We start from the raw sequence: 17,747 nt of genomic DNA, 5'->3' as shown, positions 1-17,747 counted from the left end.
CTATGTTTGATTATTGGATATAATGTTGATGTTGACCCCTCCGCTGGACATACTGACCCCTCTATCAAGGCTTTCTTCAGTCCAACTGATGACCTGACAATATTACTTCTTTTTTCTTAGACTTTCGCCTTTAAGTTCGATTCTGTAAGATCCATGGATCAGTCTATCAAGTATTGCATCTGCAATTGTATCTTCACCGATTACATCATACCAACTGGCCACAGGTAACTGACTGGCGATTATTGTTGATGCCTTAGCGTGTCTATCTTCAATTATTTCCATCAGATCCAGCCTTTGCTGCTGGTCCAGATTTACCAGGCCAAAGTCACCCACAATAAGCAGGTCTGTTTTTGATATCCTGTCCATCAGCTTATGCAGTGTGCCTTCAAGGCGGGCCATTTTAGTCTTTAGAAGTAGTTTTTGCAGGTTAAAGTACAGGACTTTATACCCCTGCGCACAAGCATGATGGCCCAATGCTGAAGAGAGGAAGCTCTTCCCACAGCCCGTAGCACCGCTGATGAGTATCGGATCTCCTTTTTTGATGTACTCGCCAGTAGCCAGCGTAGTGATCAATCCCTTGTCCAAACCTCTGGTAGCGACCATGTTTATCTCCTCTATCGAAGCCTGATAGCGGAACCCGGCATTCTGTTTGAGACGCTCAAACCTTTTTTCATCCCGTTCATCTGATTCTGCCTGCAGCAATAGGGACAGCCCTTCGGAAAGGGTGAGTTCTGTACTACGGCGGGTTTCATTTAATGCTTTCCAGTTACGCTCCATACCATGTAAGCGCAACGCTCTCATCTGTGTTTCAATATTCATCTTATTTTATTATTGTTTATTTTATTCTGGTCATTCCTGCCCATCATTGTATTGTCGGTCCATCGTTTGGCTGATCAAACAGTGTCGGCTGGCTGCCTGCATAGTATGCTCTTCCCCTGATATTGGCATGCTCCGGCAGGGAGCTTTTTACGGAAGTTTCTTCCTGATTGTTTGCTGTTCCGTTTTCAAGTACATTCCTAAAGTAGTAATAGGTATATAGCTTATTTTTTAGTACGTAACTACATGTTTTATCAAACTCTTCTGCCGGGAAGTCCCGTTTTAGTCTGAACAGTCCGTCACAGGTACGGAATAACTGCTCGGGATAATGCGCCCGCTCAAAGAGTATCTCCAGAAGTTTGGCGAACTCCGCAGAGTGTGCTTTTGCCCTTGTCAGGTACGTTTCATGCGAGCGGTTCTTATACGCCTGATGTTCGGACCTTAAATGTGTCGCCAGAGTGGTGTATGCATTTTCCCTGTAACTGCGTATGTGCGCGGCAATCTGTTTGCCCCGACAATAGATCGAGAGCATATTGCGTGTGTAAATGATCTTTACCTTTGTTCCGATATAAGCGAAGGGTACGCTGTAATAGTGTTTATTGCGCTGCAGATAGATATGTCCGTTATCCCCAACTTTGAGTTCAGCATAGCTCTTCAGCTCGAAGCGTTCTTTGGGAAGTTCGCCCAATGTTGATTTTTCGGAACTTAAGAACCGCTCTTCCCGGCAGTATGGCTTTTGCTGCATCCGGGTCTGGTTGTGCTTTAACATACAGACCTTTATAGCTTCATTGAGCGTATGGATATCAAAGAACTGCCTGTTTCTCAGTGGTGCAAAAACACGGGTATAGATCATTTTTACCTGATTTTCTACCAATGATTTGTCTTTTGGGCGGCCCGCACGCGCCGGAACCACAGCTGTGCCGTAGTGATTGGCAAAGTCTTCCATGGACTGGTTCAGTACCGGCTCATATTTATCGGCCTTGATGACCGCTGCTTTGAGATTGTCGGGGACAATAGCCTTGGGCACACCGCCAAGGGACTCCAGGCAGCTGCTCAGTGCATAAAAAAAGTCGGGGGTCTGCTGAGATGGTACAGCGATGGCAAATGCATAGTCTGAAAAGGGCAGGCAGGCCACAAATACCTCACAGGCGACCAGCTCCCCGGTGGACCTGTCAATATAATGGAGCTTTTTTCCGGAAAAGTCAATATATAGTTTATCACCGGCGGTATGTTCAATCACCATGCTGCCCTTGCGCGAGACAAGCTGTTGCCTTAAATGATAGTTGAACTGTGGATAGCTATAACCCGTGGGATCACTTTCTATATATTCTTGCCAGAGCAGCAGCTTGGTAACTCCGGTACGCTTAAGTTCTTTTTCATAATAGTCAAGACGGCTTTTTAGGTACTCAAACTTGTCTGCCTTGTAAGCAGGATTCCCTGCGTGGAACGACTTTTCCAACAGGGGATCCTCCTGTTTAAGAAGTTCTTCCGTATTGAAACCGCCGTCGGCCATCTTTTTAAGATAGGACTTCACCGTATTCTTGCTCATACCAAGGATGCGGGCGATTGTTTTTATTCCGCTACCGCTCTGGTACAATCTGATTAATTGCTTTATCTGACTCATTCGTTTTGGTTTTCCAGCCATCAGTGATCCGAATTGTTTGATCACTAAGTAACAAAAACTACTTGCTAAGGGGTCAGCATGCTCCAGCGCAATGAACTGAAAAATGAATTAGGGGGTCAACATGAGCCAGTATGGCAGTTGAATAACAGCTTTAAACGCACTACGCATCCCTAATTCTAATTCAATTTTGAGGGGTCAGCTTGTTCAAGTATATCCACCCTGAACCGATCAGTCCACAGAGCCCGTCGAATGATTTTCGCATGTCGCAAAAGCCATCATAAAGATAAAAACGGTGCGAGGATCCCAGGGCAAACATCAGTAAAGACGGATCAGCTGTGATAAAAGGGTAAGATCATTTTAAGTCTTTATACGCACACCATTGGGATAAATAATCTCAACATCGCTCTTTCCCCGCGCCTTATCAATTGTTATAAAGCTGCCGCCGCCTGTGTGATTTTCTTTACTGCGAGAAAACCAATAATAAAAGGTCGCTTCAGTGATCCCATTTTCAATACAGTAAGCTTTCTTACTTTTTCCGCTCTGCTGCCAGTCTGCTATCATAGACAGCATACGCTCACGTTTTTCTTGAATGTTATTCATAGCAACAAAGCTAACAACCATGGTAATCTAAGTCAATATGTACTTGGTAGGACGGATACTAAAAGACCGCCAACTTATAATTAGGCTGCTAAAAATTTACACCAAAGTGGTGTATTTTGCAGCGGAATCACTGGTGTACTTTGGAGCGGAATAGTGGTGTAGTATGGTGCGGAATATGCAGATAATCAAAGATTACAAGGTAACGATTTGGTAACGGTGCTTATTGCTTTGCATTTCAACACGTTTCCGTTAGCTCATAGCAAATGTATAAAAAATTAACCAATCACACTAAATTAGAATAAAGACTTTAAATCATATTCTATATATCTTGACAGGTTAATCGAAAATTATTACTGCTTTGCACTATTGATTAAAGCGGACAATGTATCTCCTGCTAATGTCATTGCATTTTGTAAATCCTCTTCATTGATATTTACAACCCCTCTATCAGTAAAAGTCACATTTAATCCATTTACTGCCTTATCTATGGGAAAAGGGCTTGATTTTACTTGTTCAAGCCTGTTAACATTAGTCATCGCTCCTGGGGGAACACCTGTCGGTATTGCGTGTAAAACACCTGCTCTCGTCCACGTTTTGAAGAAGAAGCTAATTGTTGTTTCTATCTTAGTTCCGTTGTGCTCAACTATATAAACATCTTTGGCAATTTCCAGTTGGGCAGTGTAATCAATTGCTGGTAATGAAAGGTTGAAAATAGTTCCCTTCTCAATTATTACTGTCCTTTTCGGCAAAACAATTGCTTCTAAATCTTGGATTGTCTGGAAGGCAAGTTCCAAATCGTTACGGTAAATTGGGCTTTCAATATCGCTGTGGGACATTGGATTGAATAAAATACTTTTATAATTCTGTAAACTGTCAACTAATTTATTTGGTGGTTCAATGCCAAGGTCTTCGTAGTATTCTTTCAAACGGTTAATTAATGTTTCTAAGTTGATTGGTTTTACTAAACCTTTCAAACCTTCGCCAACCGTGTATGTTTTTAAAAGTTTGCTACGCAACAGACGTTCACATTCTTTCCGCAAAGCATTGGCACACGCAGGAAAATCAAATGCATCAAAATATGCTCTTGCTTTTTCCAATGATGTTTTATCGTTATGAATAATTTGAGGACCAGAATTACTTTTGTAAAATTCAATAAACTTCCAGTTTTTGGGTAAATTTACTTTGGCAACTTCATACCAATGTCTATCATAAGTTGTGATGAAAATTTGAAAATCCTTAAAAACTTTGTCTTCTTCAGGGGTATCCGTTTCTTTGAGTAATTCCAACAATTTCAAACGATTTTCGTTATCCAAGCCAATTAAAATGTCATCTAAAAACAACGGCTTCAAATCGGCTGAAAATGGACTTTGTTTGATAATAGCACCCAAGAAAATACTTATTGCAATGGCAGAAAGCTTTGCTTCGTTCAACGCAAAATGCGGATTATGTGCATCTATTGAACTCCCATTTTCAGAAACTTGTAAATTGATTACTGGAAATTGGTCTATTCGTCCCCAATCGTTTATAGTGATATTTCTTCGGGTAAATTGAATCTCCATTTCGGGATAAAGTTTCTGCAAAACTCTATTCACAAAAGGTGCTAAATAATCAGAACCTGTTGAATGAAAAAGGCTGTCAAGGGCTCTGTTCACTTTTCGGGCTTTGTTTTCAACCGATGCCTTTAATTGACGTGCGAAATAAAACTCGTGTCCACTTCCAAATCCTTTGTCGTGCTCAACAAGCACGTCATTCCATAACCTTGACAATTCTATGTTCTCAGTTATGGTATTTGATTTGAAGTGTTTTAATACCCCGTTTACAACCAACTCAAACACATCAATTCTGTCCGAAATCTTTACATTGTGAACCCCTAATAGATGTTTGTATGTCAAGAAGCTCTTTAATCTATTTGCATCTATTATTTGTGTAGTATTTGTATTCTTTGTTGTTTCATTTAGAATATTTTTTGTTCCACCGTCAAATTCAACTTCAATAGAACAATCTGTTCCCCCATCTGTCAGATTGAAGTTTCTAAGATTTGACATTTGGACATTTTCTACACTGGATTGGAAAAAGTCTTTCAAAGCATAGTAAAACGAGCTCTTGCCACTTCCATTTTCCCCGTAAATAAAAACATTAGAACCACTAATAGGAATAGTTTCCTGCTTGGTGAATGCTTTATACTTATTTATCGTGATATTCTGTATTTTCATTTATCTCGGTTCTTTTAATTTTTAATGGACTCAATAAATAGCTAAAGCTATTTTAGAGCTTCTTTTATTATTCTTACTTCCTCGACACTATCTAATGTTTCTATGGCAAAACGGACAGGATGATTAGGGTCATACAAACGCTCAAACTCACTTTGGATAATAGCCAATTTTTCTTCTTCGCTCATTTCATAATTTATAGGTTGTAAATCGCCTAAATGCTTTAAGACTTCTTTGCCTGCGGATTTGATTTCTTCGGGGAAGTAGAGTTCATATGTGATTGCAGAAGCTAATGAGTCAAAAAAAGAAAGTTGAATTCTTAAATTTTCTTTTTTGAGGGACTTAGTTAGTAAGAGTATATAATCAACCAAATAGCAAAATATCTCCGATAAATTAGGGTTAGGAATAATTGGTAAGTTATTGACCTCATATCCATTTACATTGCTGTTTGTACTTGTAAGCTTGAAAACGTAATTATGTAATTCACTATTTAGTTGAAGTAAAGCAACTTTATTCTGTTTTAACCCTTCTGGCATAAGAATATAATTTACTGAGTTTGCCAGAAATATACCTTTTGGAATTAAAGCCATTTTTAAACGAATTTTTTCATTCACTCCCGTAATTCCCTGCATCCCTATCCTATCTTGCAAATAATGCGTTGACCTTGGACCAAAATTATTTTTTAAGTATTCATCCGAATCTAAAAACATAATTTCACCTTGACTCATTTTGGTTCGAATCTCATATCTCCCAATTATTGCTCCTTTTAGGAGAGTGCTATAATTTTCAGATTCTCTCAAATATTTTTTATCAAGGGATAAATCTATTTCTCCAGTATAACAATTCGTCAAATCCAAAATTCGCTCTTGATTTGAATAAATTTTCCTTAATACTTTAAGGTCATCCTCACTAAGCACTGGTATTGTATAATAAATCGGGTCGAGATTAATAATGTCGTTCTTTGTTAAGAAGACTTTTTCATTTGATTCGTTTATAAACTTGTCTGAATGAGTTCTCAAATAGAACCGATTTGTCTCTTGTCCTTTAGCTGTGAAGAATAAAATAGCAACGGACATTTTCGCGTGTCTAAATACTCTTTTATTTTCATCGTCTCTTTCAGGGAATGCTTCAATTCCTATTAGTTTAAAATTTTTAAGATTATGTTCTCTTATATTTTTAGATGTCACATCACCAGTATATGCAAGTGGAAATATTTCCGAAAAGACACCATTATTATTTAAAAGATCACCAGATTGAGTTATAAATAATCGGAAAATATTTATGATACCCCCTTTAGCTGATTCATATTTTTGAGCCGCTTTAAAATAATCTAGGTGTGCGGAGTTTACAGTTATTGAGAAATTCTGATTTTGCTTCTTATTTAAAAGCCCATAAGGTGGATTCCCAATTACAATATCAAAACCTCCCTTTGTTCGCCATACTTCCGAGAAAAAGAGTTTAAAGTCAAAATCAATTTTGTATCCAGCCCATTCAGATGAAGATTTTAGAAACTCCTGAATTTTTTGATTTATGGTATGTCTTTGTTTCTTTTTTTCTTCCTCATTAGTTTCATTATAAAACTTTTCTTTCAGCTCCTCCAACAACTTTTGTGCATTACCATCGAGTATTGTACCATTTTCAGGTATTCCTATCAATGAATTGCCACATACAATCTTGTAATCTAAATTAGGCAGGGTTTCAATCGGGTCGAGGTCGTCTTCATCCACCACTAAGGAGAGCCACAACCGTAGTCTGGCAATGTCTATGGCAGAAGCGTCTATATCCACCCCGTAAATACTTTCCTGTATAATGTGCCGTTTCAGGCGGTAAATATATCGGCTGTCGCTTACGCTTTCTCGGTGTTCAAAACCAAAACTTTTTAGTTTTTCGGTTAGGTAGTTGTAACTTAAATGCGGTTTAAGCACCAACATTGCGTTGACCAATTCGTGTAGCAAACCAACAGGAAAAGCTCCTGAACCAATGGCAGGGTCGCAAATTTTTATATCGCTTAGCTTTTGGTCAATCAAATCAGCATTTTGGCGTATGCTTTCGGGCAGTTGGTATTGGTATGTTTTGGTTTCGCCTTTGGTTGCTACCCGTTCGTCATTTTCCAATGCAAAATGCCCTTCACGGATAAAGGTTTCGAGGTTTTCTTTTTTTACGTTTCCTTCCAGCGAATTGTCCAAATAATGTATCAAACTCTCCTGACACATATAATGCACAATTTCACGTGGCGTATAAAAAGCCCCTTTGCTTTTACGCTCGGTAATATCAAGCATATTTTCAAATACTTTTCCCAGCATTTCGGGGTCAACGGCTACTTCCTTGTCAAGCGGTTCGTCTTCCTTAATGGTAAAGTTGTAGCGGTCAAATACATCTAAAACACCTGTACCTACATCACCCGATTTGTTTTTTTCTTCGTTTCGGAACAGCGCTGAAGGAATAGTGATATTAGCGTTCAGCCAGTCGTAATCAGCTTCAAACAAACCACCGTTCAAGAAAGGAATACGACAGTCGAAACGTTTGTAGTACGAATTTTCGTTATCACGCTCTTTTGCCAATGCTTCGTAAAACAAGTATTGCAGTTTGTCTTTAAAGAAGTTGAGTTTTTTGTTGTGTGCTTGTTCATAAAGTTCCTGTACAAAGCGTTTTTTACCTGTTCCCCAGCGTTCGTTTTGTGCTACGCCCAACCAACCTTTTTTTTGTAAGAAATACAAGAACACAATTTGCCCCAATAGTTTTTTGGTAAACCGTGCATTGTCAATTCCTGCTTTGTCTAATTCCGCTTTTATTGGGCTGTCGTTTTCAAAATGCTCGTAGAGTTTGATGTACAGGTCTTTGTATTGATTGAAGAATTCGTCCGTAACTTTTTCAATGCTAAAGGCAGCTTCCAATTCTTCTATGGTAGGATTGTTGGCAATGTTTTGTAACAAAGGCAACAATTGGTTTTTGGCGGTATGTGCTTTTTCGTATTTGCCTACCAAAAACGAATAGCGTTTGGCAGGGGTAAATTCTTTTTTGAGTTTTACCTTGCCTTTGGCTTCATCTAATTCTGAACGGTATTCTAATTTGATAAACGAAAAACGCCAGTCCGCCCCAGTATCTTCTTTGCTGTAAAAAGCGACTAAAGCATAATCTTTTTCAAACTTGCTCAGATGTTTAATGACAAAATTTCGCAACACGGTTCTTGCCCGTTCGAGTTTGGTAACACTTTTTACTTCTACCACCAACACATCTAAGGCTTCGCCTTCAGGGTCAATATATTTCCCAATGCGTTTGTATGAATTGATGTGTTCTTTGTAGTCGTCCCAAATCAAGTTTCCACTGTAATGATTGTATTTATCCTCGAAATCATTCAAAAGGTTTTTGGCAAAAACAGTAAATTGTTCTTCACTAAACGCATTGTTGAACGTTTTTTCTATAAGGTCTTGTGCTGTTTTCTTGTCCATACTGCTTACTTAATCAAATATCCCGAAAGGATAACTTCACGTTTTTGAAACTTCTTGGCATTTTGTATTCCTTCAATAGCTACATATCGGATATGTTTTTCCAGAATACGTAAAATTTGAAGTGGGTCGGTTGTTTTTTCCAATTCGTTTTTTATGATTTGTGCTGTTTTCTTAGCAATCGTTCCTTGTGTTAACATTTCACGAATACCATTCAAAAACTCATCATTAGAATCGGTAAAACCTCTGAAATTTTTAAAGGATTTATCTTTCAATCGGGTTTCAATGTACTTGGCGTTTGAACGTCCACCACTTCCCTTTGTCGGCTCATCGCCAACAGTAGTATCCAATTCAAAGCGGGTTTTATTGGTTTGTAACAAATGATAATACTCGTTTGGAATGTCGGCACGCTTTGTTTCGGGTTTACATTCCAATTCTTTTACAGCATCAAAAAAAGTTATTTCTCCTGAATTGCCGTTTAGGTTGATATAGAACTTTTTGAGTTTACCAATACGGAAAAAAGTTACCAATTGGTCGTTTTCTAACTTTTCTTTTTTGAATCCTGAACGGGCTTTCTTTGGTAAGTTTTTGATTTTCTCAAACAATTCAGGCTGTTCATCTCTGATTTTCCGCATCAACTCCAAATACTTCAACTCAGAATCACTTTCACTATCTTCTCCCGTATAAGCCGTTTTGCTATTTAAGGTATTGAACAGCTCCTGACTTCCGAATTCTTCACCATCACTAAGGTATTTGGCATCTTCCCCTAATATGTCGTGAAACATTTGGATTTTGTTGGTAATATTTACTTCTAAACCAAGATGTTCGTCAGATTGAGTAGTAGGGAAAAAGTTAAAAATATGTACTTTCGGAAACTTACTTCCCAAACGGTTTACGCGTCCTGCACGTTGCAACACTCGTGTTGGATTCCAAGGCAAATCGTAGTTCACCAACACATTAGAACGGTGCAAGTTAATACCTTCTGCCAACACATCCGTAGTTATTAGAATTCTTATATCATCTTGTTGAGCTTTATGTTTTGGATCAAAATTGGCTGTAATTATTTCTCTCGAAATATTATGATTTGATTTTAGCCTTTTGTTTGTGTGCCTTCCTCCTGTACTTGAGTAGAACATCACTTTACTAGGAAATTCCTCTTGTAATATCTCGTATAAATAATCACCCGTTTCCTTAGATTCGGTAAAAATTACAAGTTTGTTTTTCACCAGATGTGCTATTGATTTTAGATCATTTACAAATTTTTCTGACTTAGGGTCTGAATTTACATTTTGCCATAGATGTTTTACCTCCTTGAGTATGGAGAGATCAAATTCCAATTTGTTAATGAAATCCTTTTTGAAGTCTTTCGAATCGTATTTATGTGCTTTTTCATCTTCAACAAATGCTTCCAATTTTTCAATATTGTCACTTTCAATCAGGTCGTATACATCTACTTTCTTGCTGATGTAAACGGCGCCATTTTGGTACATCTCAATAAATTTCTCGTAAGAAGAGATAAATCGGTCAACACTTTGGCGAAATGCGTGAAAACTGCTTTCCAAACGTTTAACCAAAATACCTTTCATAAATCCACCTACGTTGCGTTGCTGTTGTCTTTCAAACTCACTTAATGTTTTGTTCCCAATGTAATAGAGTAAAGGCGTATATCGGGCATACGTGAATTCTTGTAGCTTCTTAATCGTGGCGTTAAAAGTCGTTTCTAATTCGCCCTCATATTCATAAACTATCTTTTGTGGATTGTCCAAATCAGGGAAAGTCAAATTCTGCATTTGCATATCCTTTTTGAAATAGGTCATTACGTCTGTTCGGGTCCTGCGAACCATTACATAACGCAAAATACTATTTCTAATATCATCCGAAATTTCTTTGATGAGTTTTTTGTATTCGGGATCAGTCTTTTCCAGTTTTGCTAATTTGGTTCTGAAATTTGAAAAATATTTTTCCAAATTCGGTATTCCCGGAATAGTTGAATTTTTTGGTGCTTGAAATAATTTCAATTGAGCAAAAATATCATCAACCGTATTGTTTAAAGGTGTTGCAGTAACCAAAATAACTTTTTTGCCACGGCAAATATCCAACAAATCCGCATACGATTGTGTATTCTCATTTCTGAAACGGTGAGCTTCATCAACGACGATGTAGTCGTAACGCTCCAAACCTTTTTTGATGATGTATTCCAACTTGCCCAACGATTCTACCTCAAAACTTCTGATTCCAAAATCAAAAAGAGAGTCTTTCCAGTAATCTTTCAAAACAGGTGGGCAAACAACCAAAGTTCGACCTTGTAACTGTTGAAGCAACAAAGCTGTGATAAATGTTTTACCCAAACCAACAACGTCTGCTAAGAAAACTCCGTTGTAGGTTTCTAAAATTTTCTTAGCCTGAATGGCAGCCTGATGTTGGTATTTCAGTTTCATAAAACCATCGGGTAGAAAAGGTTCAAATTCATCAGCCAAATTGATGTCTTCCTCCAAATACTCATAAATCAATTTCAGGTATAATTCATAGGGTAAAATTTGGTCGTTGAGCCAAGTTTTGTTTTGAATGGTATCAATAAAATCTTCTGAAATATCCACTGATTCTTTCCAAAGTGCGTTGAACTGATTTTCGGCAAAAAGCACATCTCTTTTGCTTCGCAATTCGACGTTAAATTCACGGTTTGTCACAAAACCTGATTCCGAAAAATTACTTGAACCCGTAATCACAAACCCATAATCACGGTCTTCGGGCTTAAACTTCCCGATATACACTTTGGCGTGAATATTTTTGGAGGGATATGCCCTGATTTCTAATTTTTTGCCGTTCCCATTATATGCTTTATCCATTTCAGGGTCTTGGCAGTCAGCTTTTAAAAACTCAATAAACTTTTTAATGCCTATTTCAAGACAATTATCGTTTTCATCACTTGTTTCAATTTCTTCTTTTAAGTTCTTCTGGTATCTTTTTTTAGTTCGTTGGTGAGATTCAAAGTCTATGGTAGAATTTTGTTCGTAGTATTGCATCATATCATAAGAATCTCTGTCCACACTCAAACCTACAAGGATCCTGATTTTCTCAACAGGTTCTAAAGCATCGTACAATTGATGAAAACCGCTTGCCCTGAAATACCCAACCAACACGTCAAATAACTGTGTGTCTTTCAGAGTTGATTTAAAACGGCTTAATAAAGTATGACCTTCTTCGTTGGTGAAGAAAGTTAAATCTGTTTGGTCTATTGTATTGCTTGAACTCATATTACTTTCGGCTTTTAATGGTGTTAATCGTTTCTTCTAAGCCGACTTTTAAAAATTTCAAATCACCTAAATCTGATAAAATAATTGCCTTGATAAATTCTATTTCTATTTCCCTTAGTTGAATATTTAGAGTGTTCGCCAAAACAGGCAACATTTCCTTGGTGGCGGTTCTTTCTCCACGTTCAATTTTACTTAAAATAGAAGTGTCAATATCAAGTTCAGCCGCAACCTTTCTAAGTGGAAGACCAAGCTGTTCTCGTTTATCTCTTAAATATTCTCCAAAAGAATTCATCTTGTTATACTTGTTTGGACTAATTTGTCAAATGTATGAAAAATTTAGACTCAAATTGAAATCGGAAAGGAGTTTTCTTTCTATTCTTTTTTCAAATATTTTGCTTCAAATTCTTCAGCTATCTGAATAATTTTTTGACACAATATCGCCATTTCAGTCGTTTGTTTTTCTAATTTGTAGAGAAAAGCTGCGGCTTTTCTCTCTGAAAAATGACGGTACAACAGCTTTACAATTTGATTATAATTCACTCCAATAGAACGGAATTGACTGTGAAACGATGTCAATCGCATATAAAAATCAACCGTTCCTTTGTCGATTTTAACCGTTTTCATTTCCTTTCCAAACAATAATGAAACAATAAATTTAGCCTTATTGTCTATTTCTGATTGGTCAAAAAGGGCTAAAAATTTAGCATTTTCTTCGTCTGTAAGACGAAAAACGTGGCGGTTCATTTTTGGATTAATCTTCGGTTTGTGTCCACCTTTGTTCTGTTTCCTGTGTTTTTCTTCCATAATAAATCGATTTTAAATTTTTCTACCATTCGACTTCGGAGAAATGGTTTATCCCTCTGTGTAAGGGCAAGTAGTCTTGAGGCACTAAACTCGATTTTCTAAAAATAAGAGGAACTTTTACTTCAACAATCTCACTTTTTTGTCCTTACGTTTTAGAGAAATAGTCCGAATTTCATTTAACGCAGAAACATCTTTTATAGTTCCGAAATCACCGTTCAACAATTCTATTTGAGGATAATTGTAATTGTTACCAACCAAAATTATTCGGTCGCCGATTGCTATAGTAGTTTGATTTGAAAAAAAATAGCTTCTAACAAAATCGTTGTATTCTTTTACAGATGAATTTGAATATGCTATAATTATTGTTTGGTCATAGAGTGAATTGTTACAGGCAGATAAATACTTTGACAATAGTTCATCATATTTAATACCGATAATGTCTTCAAAGCCGGTGTTAATATCAACTTGATTAAACACATTGTTCTTTAAGGCTTTTCTCAATTTAGTTGCATTGTGTAAAATCCCACTATCCACTTTCTGCCTCACAATCTCTGTCAATTCAAATTCGCTTGAAATCAGGCTATAATTTTCATTTAAATAGTTTCTGTCAAGTGCAGGAGAAAAATTCATATTCACAGGTGGCAGCTGCGCGTCATCTCCTATAAAAATTACTTTTTTACCGTAATTTAGGTTGCTAAAATTGACGTATTTAATTAAATCCTTAAGCAAGGATCCAGAACCAAATCTAAAAAACTCGGTTTCAGAGTAAATATCTGAAAATGGAATGCTCGGCTTCCCTAAACATTCCATTTTAGATAGATCAGTTTTATTTTTCAAAATATCCACTGATGTATTTAACGACCGCTGTTATGTCTCCCATATAAAAACCCTCATCACCATGCTTTTTAATATAAAATTTACCTTGGCGGTCATGATTGTATGCGATCTTAATTGACTTACCTAAAATACTTTTTATACCATATTGCTCAATTCCTGACTGAATGTATCCAAAATCTATCGTTCTGGTATCTATCCCCGCATTCTCAAGTTTATGTTTCAATACCAGGCTCATATAATCTGGATCCTCCTCTTTAAAATATTTAGTTCTACGTAAAGGATAAATAAGATCCCCCTCAAAGAACTTAACATATTTTTGGTAAGAGTTTTCTAGGATAATGGGATATTTGATAAAATAATATAACCAATCTTCCTCATTTTTAGAATTTAAATATTCTTTGATAATATTCCGAAGCCCTTCTAATGTATCTTCAGAAGAAGAAATATTATCGAAAAGCTTTAAAAAAGCTCCTCTAGCTACATTATATGTATTTAAGCTCGTCCCTAGCTCCTTCAATAATCTCTTCCAACTAACATCACGACCACTATTTACGAAAAAACAAAAATTAGTTGAGTAAACCGCATAATCACCATATGTCAACAAAGCTCTTCTAAACAGATCATCTTGAAAGGGAATAAGTCCTTTCTCATTAAAGAATTTTATAAATTTATTATAAGCTTTCTCAATACTACACTTGATTGTTACTAAATCTTCTTGTGTCAATGACTGGAACTTGTCATAATTGTAACGTTCGACAATACCACTGATTACCAATACTCCAGTTATCTGCCCTAATAGGTATCCGTGATTTTCAATTTCATCAAGTATTAGGTTAAAGTTCAATTCTGAAATTCTTAAGGTCAATTTAATATGCTCTTCCTTAGTTTGAACAGAATCGAATCCAGACATAGAGTTTTTGAGGAAATCTTTATAAAGATCTCCAGAGTAACTATCCAAAAACGTACAAATTCCCTGTAAGCTATCTATGAAATCACTGGATCTATTATAAATCGTATTGGATGTCATGTTGTGGAGCAGCCTACTCCACTTATTTAGCTCAATGATATCCAGATGAAGCTTATTTCTACGGACATATTCAAAAATCCCATAAAACAAAACACGAATTTGATAATCTACATTAATTTTCTTTGAAAACACAGGTAAAATTATCTGCTCATAGAATCCTGATTCATCTAAATAAGTTCTAAAAGCAACGTTTTTTATTGTCAATAAATCTAAAATATCAATATAATTTATAATAGTACTTTCATTAATAAGATTATTAACATATAATGAATAATAAGATATTTGAAAATCAGGATCAGAAAATTTCTCTATTGCATGATCAAATTCGACCTTATTGTTTATAGCAAGAACATTTAGAGATATAAACGATAAAAGATTAAGCAGTTTCTCATCAAATAGATATTGACTATCCCTATATCTCCAAAATAGATCACTCCACTCGTTATCTATTTTGGTCATAAAATAAGTTTCAACATCAACTTCTTTAACAAAATCCGAGCTCTTAATAGAATAATTATAATTGGAATTGAAATCGCTTTCTTTGATAAATTTACCTAACTCAGCCTTTAGATTTTCAAAACTCGTTAGTGGTTTACCCCGCGAATTCATCTTAACATATAAACTATCGGATAATCCAAAATTTGATATTTGAAGGAAATTAAATGTTACTGGTGGATTCTCGACATCAATTAGATCATGAATAGTGATCTCCGATTTTCTAAATACTTCGTGTATTGAATCCAACATAATGAGGATAGCTTTGATACTAATATCGTGGTTCCAAACAACAAAATACCAGTTCTTATTTTTTAAGACACGCTCGAAGCTACTATTATCTCCAAACACGTCTCTATAATCACTTTCATCCAAACCATCTAAAAGTCGTTTCAAAAACAAAGATGTTGAAGGCCTTATCTCATAACTAAATTTTGACAGCTGAACTTTTAAATCATCAATTTTCCTATCCCTAAAAGCGAAATACCAATAGATCAAATATAATGTTGTTAACCGCTGTTGCCCGTCAAGTGGTATAAATGTATTATTGGTATTAACCCCATAAATGAAATCTAAATCCAAAGCGGGGCTATGCTTATGCTTGACATTCAACATTCCCTGATGTAAGTCAAACAAAAAAATATCACGTATTTCCTTTGCTTTCGCATTTTGTCTCCCTTGGGCATAATCTCTTTGAATCATAGGGATTTCAATGCCTCTACTGAGATTAATACCGTCGATATTATTATTTAAAATACTCCAAAGTGTTGTTTTCATTGTAGATTATTTTTTTAAGATCATCAAGTTTTGATATCATACTTTCAATATCATTAACATAGGCAATTTTATCAGCTCTAGTCCAGTAAGCATCATTCCCTTGGTGTTTGGTGTAGTATTTAAAAAACACTTTTCGAGTTTCACTTGGTATATAAGCGGACTCTATATCAAGTTTTTTAATTTTATCACGTTTAATAGCGAAAACAGAATTACTTAATACTGAATTTGAAGAAACATCTAATAGTGTGAGGTTGGAGATTGCATGCTCGTCATTCAACCAAGTCCAGCTATCTGTATCAGTTTCCTCGCTAGTTTCTGCACTCCATAGTTTTGCTTGAATAAATTCATCAACCTGCTTAAAAAGACTTAAAAACTCTTCTCTCTCTGTTTTTTCTGATCTTCGAACACGATCAAGTTCAAATAGAATACCACTTTCTTCAGGGTAATAAAAATTGAAATGCTCCCAATGATCAACAGCCCAAAGTTGCTGATCGACTTCTCTAATATCATCGGAATTCTGGGCATAAATATGCTCCAAAGACCATTTTACGTTGTCTTTAATACGTTCGAACGGAAAGTGCTTGGAAGTATCTGGTTGTATAAGGGAATGCATGATATTGTGAAAAACCAAAATAGTATGAATTTTTCTATTATGCTCATTATATCTTAAGGTAGATAAATCTCCTTCGACACTTTTTTTTACTAGCTTTATTATATTATCGAGGAATAACTTTCTATCATTATCTTTATACAAATCAAGAAGCTTAATTAAGTTGATATTATCAAAAATCAAAAAACCAATCAAATGATTAAATGTCTTTTGAGTATACCATTCCAATAAAATATCAAAATATTGCTTTAGCTTATTCCATTCCTGTTCAACAAAGGATGAATTTTGGTCACTTAACGTCCTCAAAGACTCTTGGTCCAATCGAACTTCCTTAATTCTGTTATAAAAGCACTGAAAAGCGAAATATTTGTTTTGCTCTAATTCAGTTTTTCCGGTAATTAAGTCGAGAATATAGTCAATTCTAGTTTCATATCGTTTAGGATCACCATTATAGATAAAGCTCCAAAAACTTTTATCCTGTAACTGTTTCTCCATCTGATCCCATTCCATTGCGATCAACGCCTGTTTATGAGACAGTGCAGTTTTATAAGATGTATCATCTGATTCGGGCTGCCTTCCTAAAGCTAAATTTTCCTTACTTAAAAATACAGCTTTTACTAACTCCGAATTCGTCAAAGGTATCTTACCAATATTAATTCGAGTAAATACATCTATTGGATTAATAAATGGATCCGTGATCTCATACCAAATAAAATCTACACGTTCAATTAGTTCTTCATATATCTTCCAAGCAACATTTGCAGATGTCTTTTTTCCCTCAAACCAATTATTTATGGCAATATATGCATTACTCATGTAATAGAAGTCTGGGTTGCTGGTATCAAGAGAATTATCCAATTGATCTAAAAAAGTTTTACTATTTGGACGAGTCTCATATTCGATACTAAATAAGTTAATATCATCTATTTTTTTTCTAAGCTTTGTCAATAAAATGAATATCGTTGTCAAACGCTGTTGGCCATCCAATACTTCATAGGCTCCATTTGACATTTTTTTCACAACGATAGGTTGTAAACAATATCTTTCTTTTGTTGAAGTTTTAATTTGTGAAAATTCCAAAATATCGTCTAAAAGGGCTTCTACTTCAGTAGTCCCCCATCGATAACCTCTTTGATAGGAAGGTATATAAAAACGATACTTGGGTCCATCACTTTGAATTGTAAGTTCCTGCACCGAAATTGGTTTCAATATATTTTCTGTCTTTAATAAAAGTTCACTTTCCATAG

The 17,747-nt window shown here is 35.9% G+C and carries 11 protein-coding genes; all 11 read right to left on the bottom strand.

The window, feature by feature from the left end; all coding sequences use genetic code 11:
- Positions 1-102 precede the first annotated feature (102 nt).
- The gene (gene istB, locus DCO56_RS20250; protein WP_108635567.1) at positions 103-819 is read right to left on the bottom strand and encodes an IS21-like element helper ATPase IstB; all 717 of its coding nucleotides are present in this window, start codon (positions 817-819) and stop codon (positions 103-105) included.
- 43 nt (positions 820-862) lie between these two features.
- On the bottom strand, positions 863-2,440 hold the full coding sequence (gene istA, locus DCO56_RS20245; protein WP_245935882.1) for an IS21 family transposase: 1,578 nt from the start codon (positions 2,438-2,440) through the stop codon (positions 863-865).
- Positions 2,441-2,797: 357 nt separating this feature from the next.
- Positions 2,798-3,040 (bottom strand): IS66 family insertion sequence element accessory protein TnpA, encoded by a 243-nt coding sequence (gene tnpA, locus DCO56_RS20240; protein ID WP_245935881.1) that lies wholly within the window; start codon positions 3,038-3,040, stop codon positions 2,798-2,800.
- A gap of 350 nt (positions 3,041-3,390) precedes the next feature.
- Positions 3,391-5,253, bottom strand: coding sequence for an AAA family ATPase (locus tag DCO56_RS20235; protein WP_108635565.1), 1,863 nt, complete (start codon positions 5,251-5,253; stop codon positions 3,391-3,393).
- Positions 5,254-5,300: 47 nt separating this feature from the next.
- Positions 5,301-8,699, bottom strand: a complete 3,399-nt coding sequence (locus tag DCO56_RS20230; protein ID WP_108635564.1) for an Eco57I restriction-modification methylase domain-containing protein — start codon at positions 8,697-8,699, stop codon at positions 5,301-5,303.
- Between the two features lie 5 nt (positions 8,700-8,704).
- Positions 8,705-11,950: a helicase-related protein gene (locus DCO56_RS20225; protein ID WP_108635563.1), complete on the bottom strand. Its 3,246-nt coding sequence runs from the start codon at positions 11,948-11,950 to the stop codon at positions 8,705-8,707.
- 1 nt (position 11,951) lies between these two features.
- Positions 11,952-12,242, bottom strand: a complete 291-nt coding sequence (locus DCO56_RS20220; protein WP_108635562.1) for a helix-turn-helix domain-containing protein — start codon at positions 12,240-12,242, stop codon at positions 11,952-11,954.
- Between the two features lie 80 nt (positions 12,243-12,322).
- Positions 12,323-12,754 (bottom strand): conjugal transfer protein MobA, encoded by a 432-nt coding sequence (mobA, locus tag DCO56_RS20215; RefSeq protein WP_181390626.1) that lies wholly within the window; start codon positions 12,752-12,754, stop codon positions 12,323-12,325.
- 117 nt (positions 12,755-12,871) lie between these two features.
- Complete coding sequence (locus DCO56_RS20210; protein ID WP_146191097.1) at positions 12,872-13,591, bottom strand: hypothetical protein; 720 nt, start codon at positions 13,589-13,591, stop codon at positions 12,872-12,874.
- The gene (locus DCO56_RS20205; RefSeq protein ID WP_108635559.1) at positions 13,581-15,890 is read right to left on the bottom strand and encodes a DUF262 domain-containing protein; all 2,310 of its coding nucleotides are present in this window, start codon (positions 15,888-15,890) and stop codon (positions 13,581-13,583) included. The genes DCO56_RS20210 and DCO56_RS20205 overlap by 11 nt, the downstream gene beginning before the upstream one ends.
- Positions 15,859-17,745 carry a DUF262 domain-containing protein gene (locus DCO56_RS20200; protein WP_108635558.1) on the bottom strand — a complete coding sequence of 629 codons (1,887 nt, stop codon included), beginning with the start codon at positions 17,743-17,745 and terminating at the stop codon, positions 15,859-15,861. Before DCO56_RS20200 ends, DCO56_RS20205 begins: the two co-directional genes overlap by 32 nt.
- Positions 17,746-17,747 lie beyond the last annotated feature (2 nt).

Origin of the sequence: Sphingobacterium athyrii (assembly GCF_003071065.1) — a bacterium.
Lineage (GTDB): Bacteria > Bacteroidota > Bacteroidia > Sphingobacteriales > Sphingobacteriaceae > Sphingobacterium > Sphingobacterium athyrii.
The sequence above is the reverse complement of the archived record's forward strand: the minus strand, read 5'-3'. Positions and strand labels throughout refer to the sequence as shown.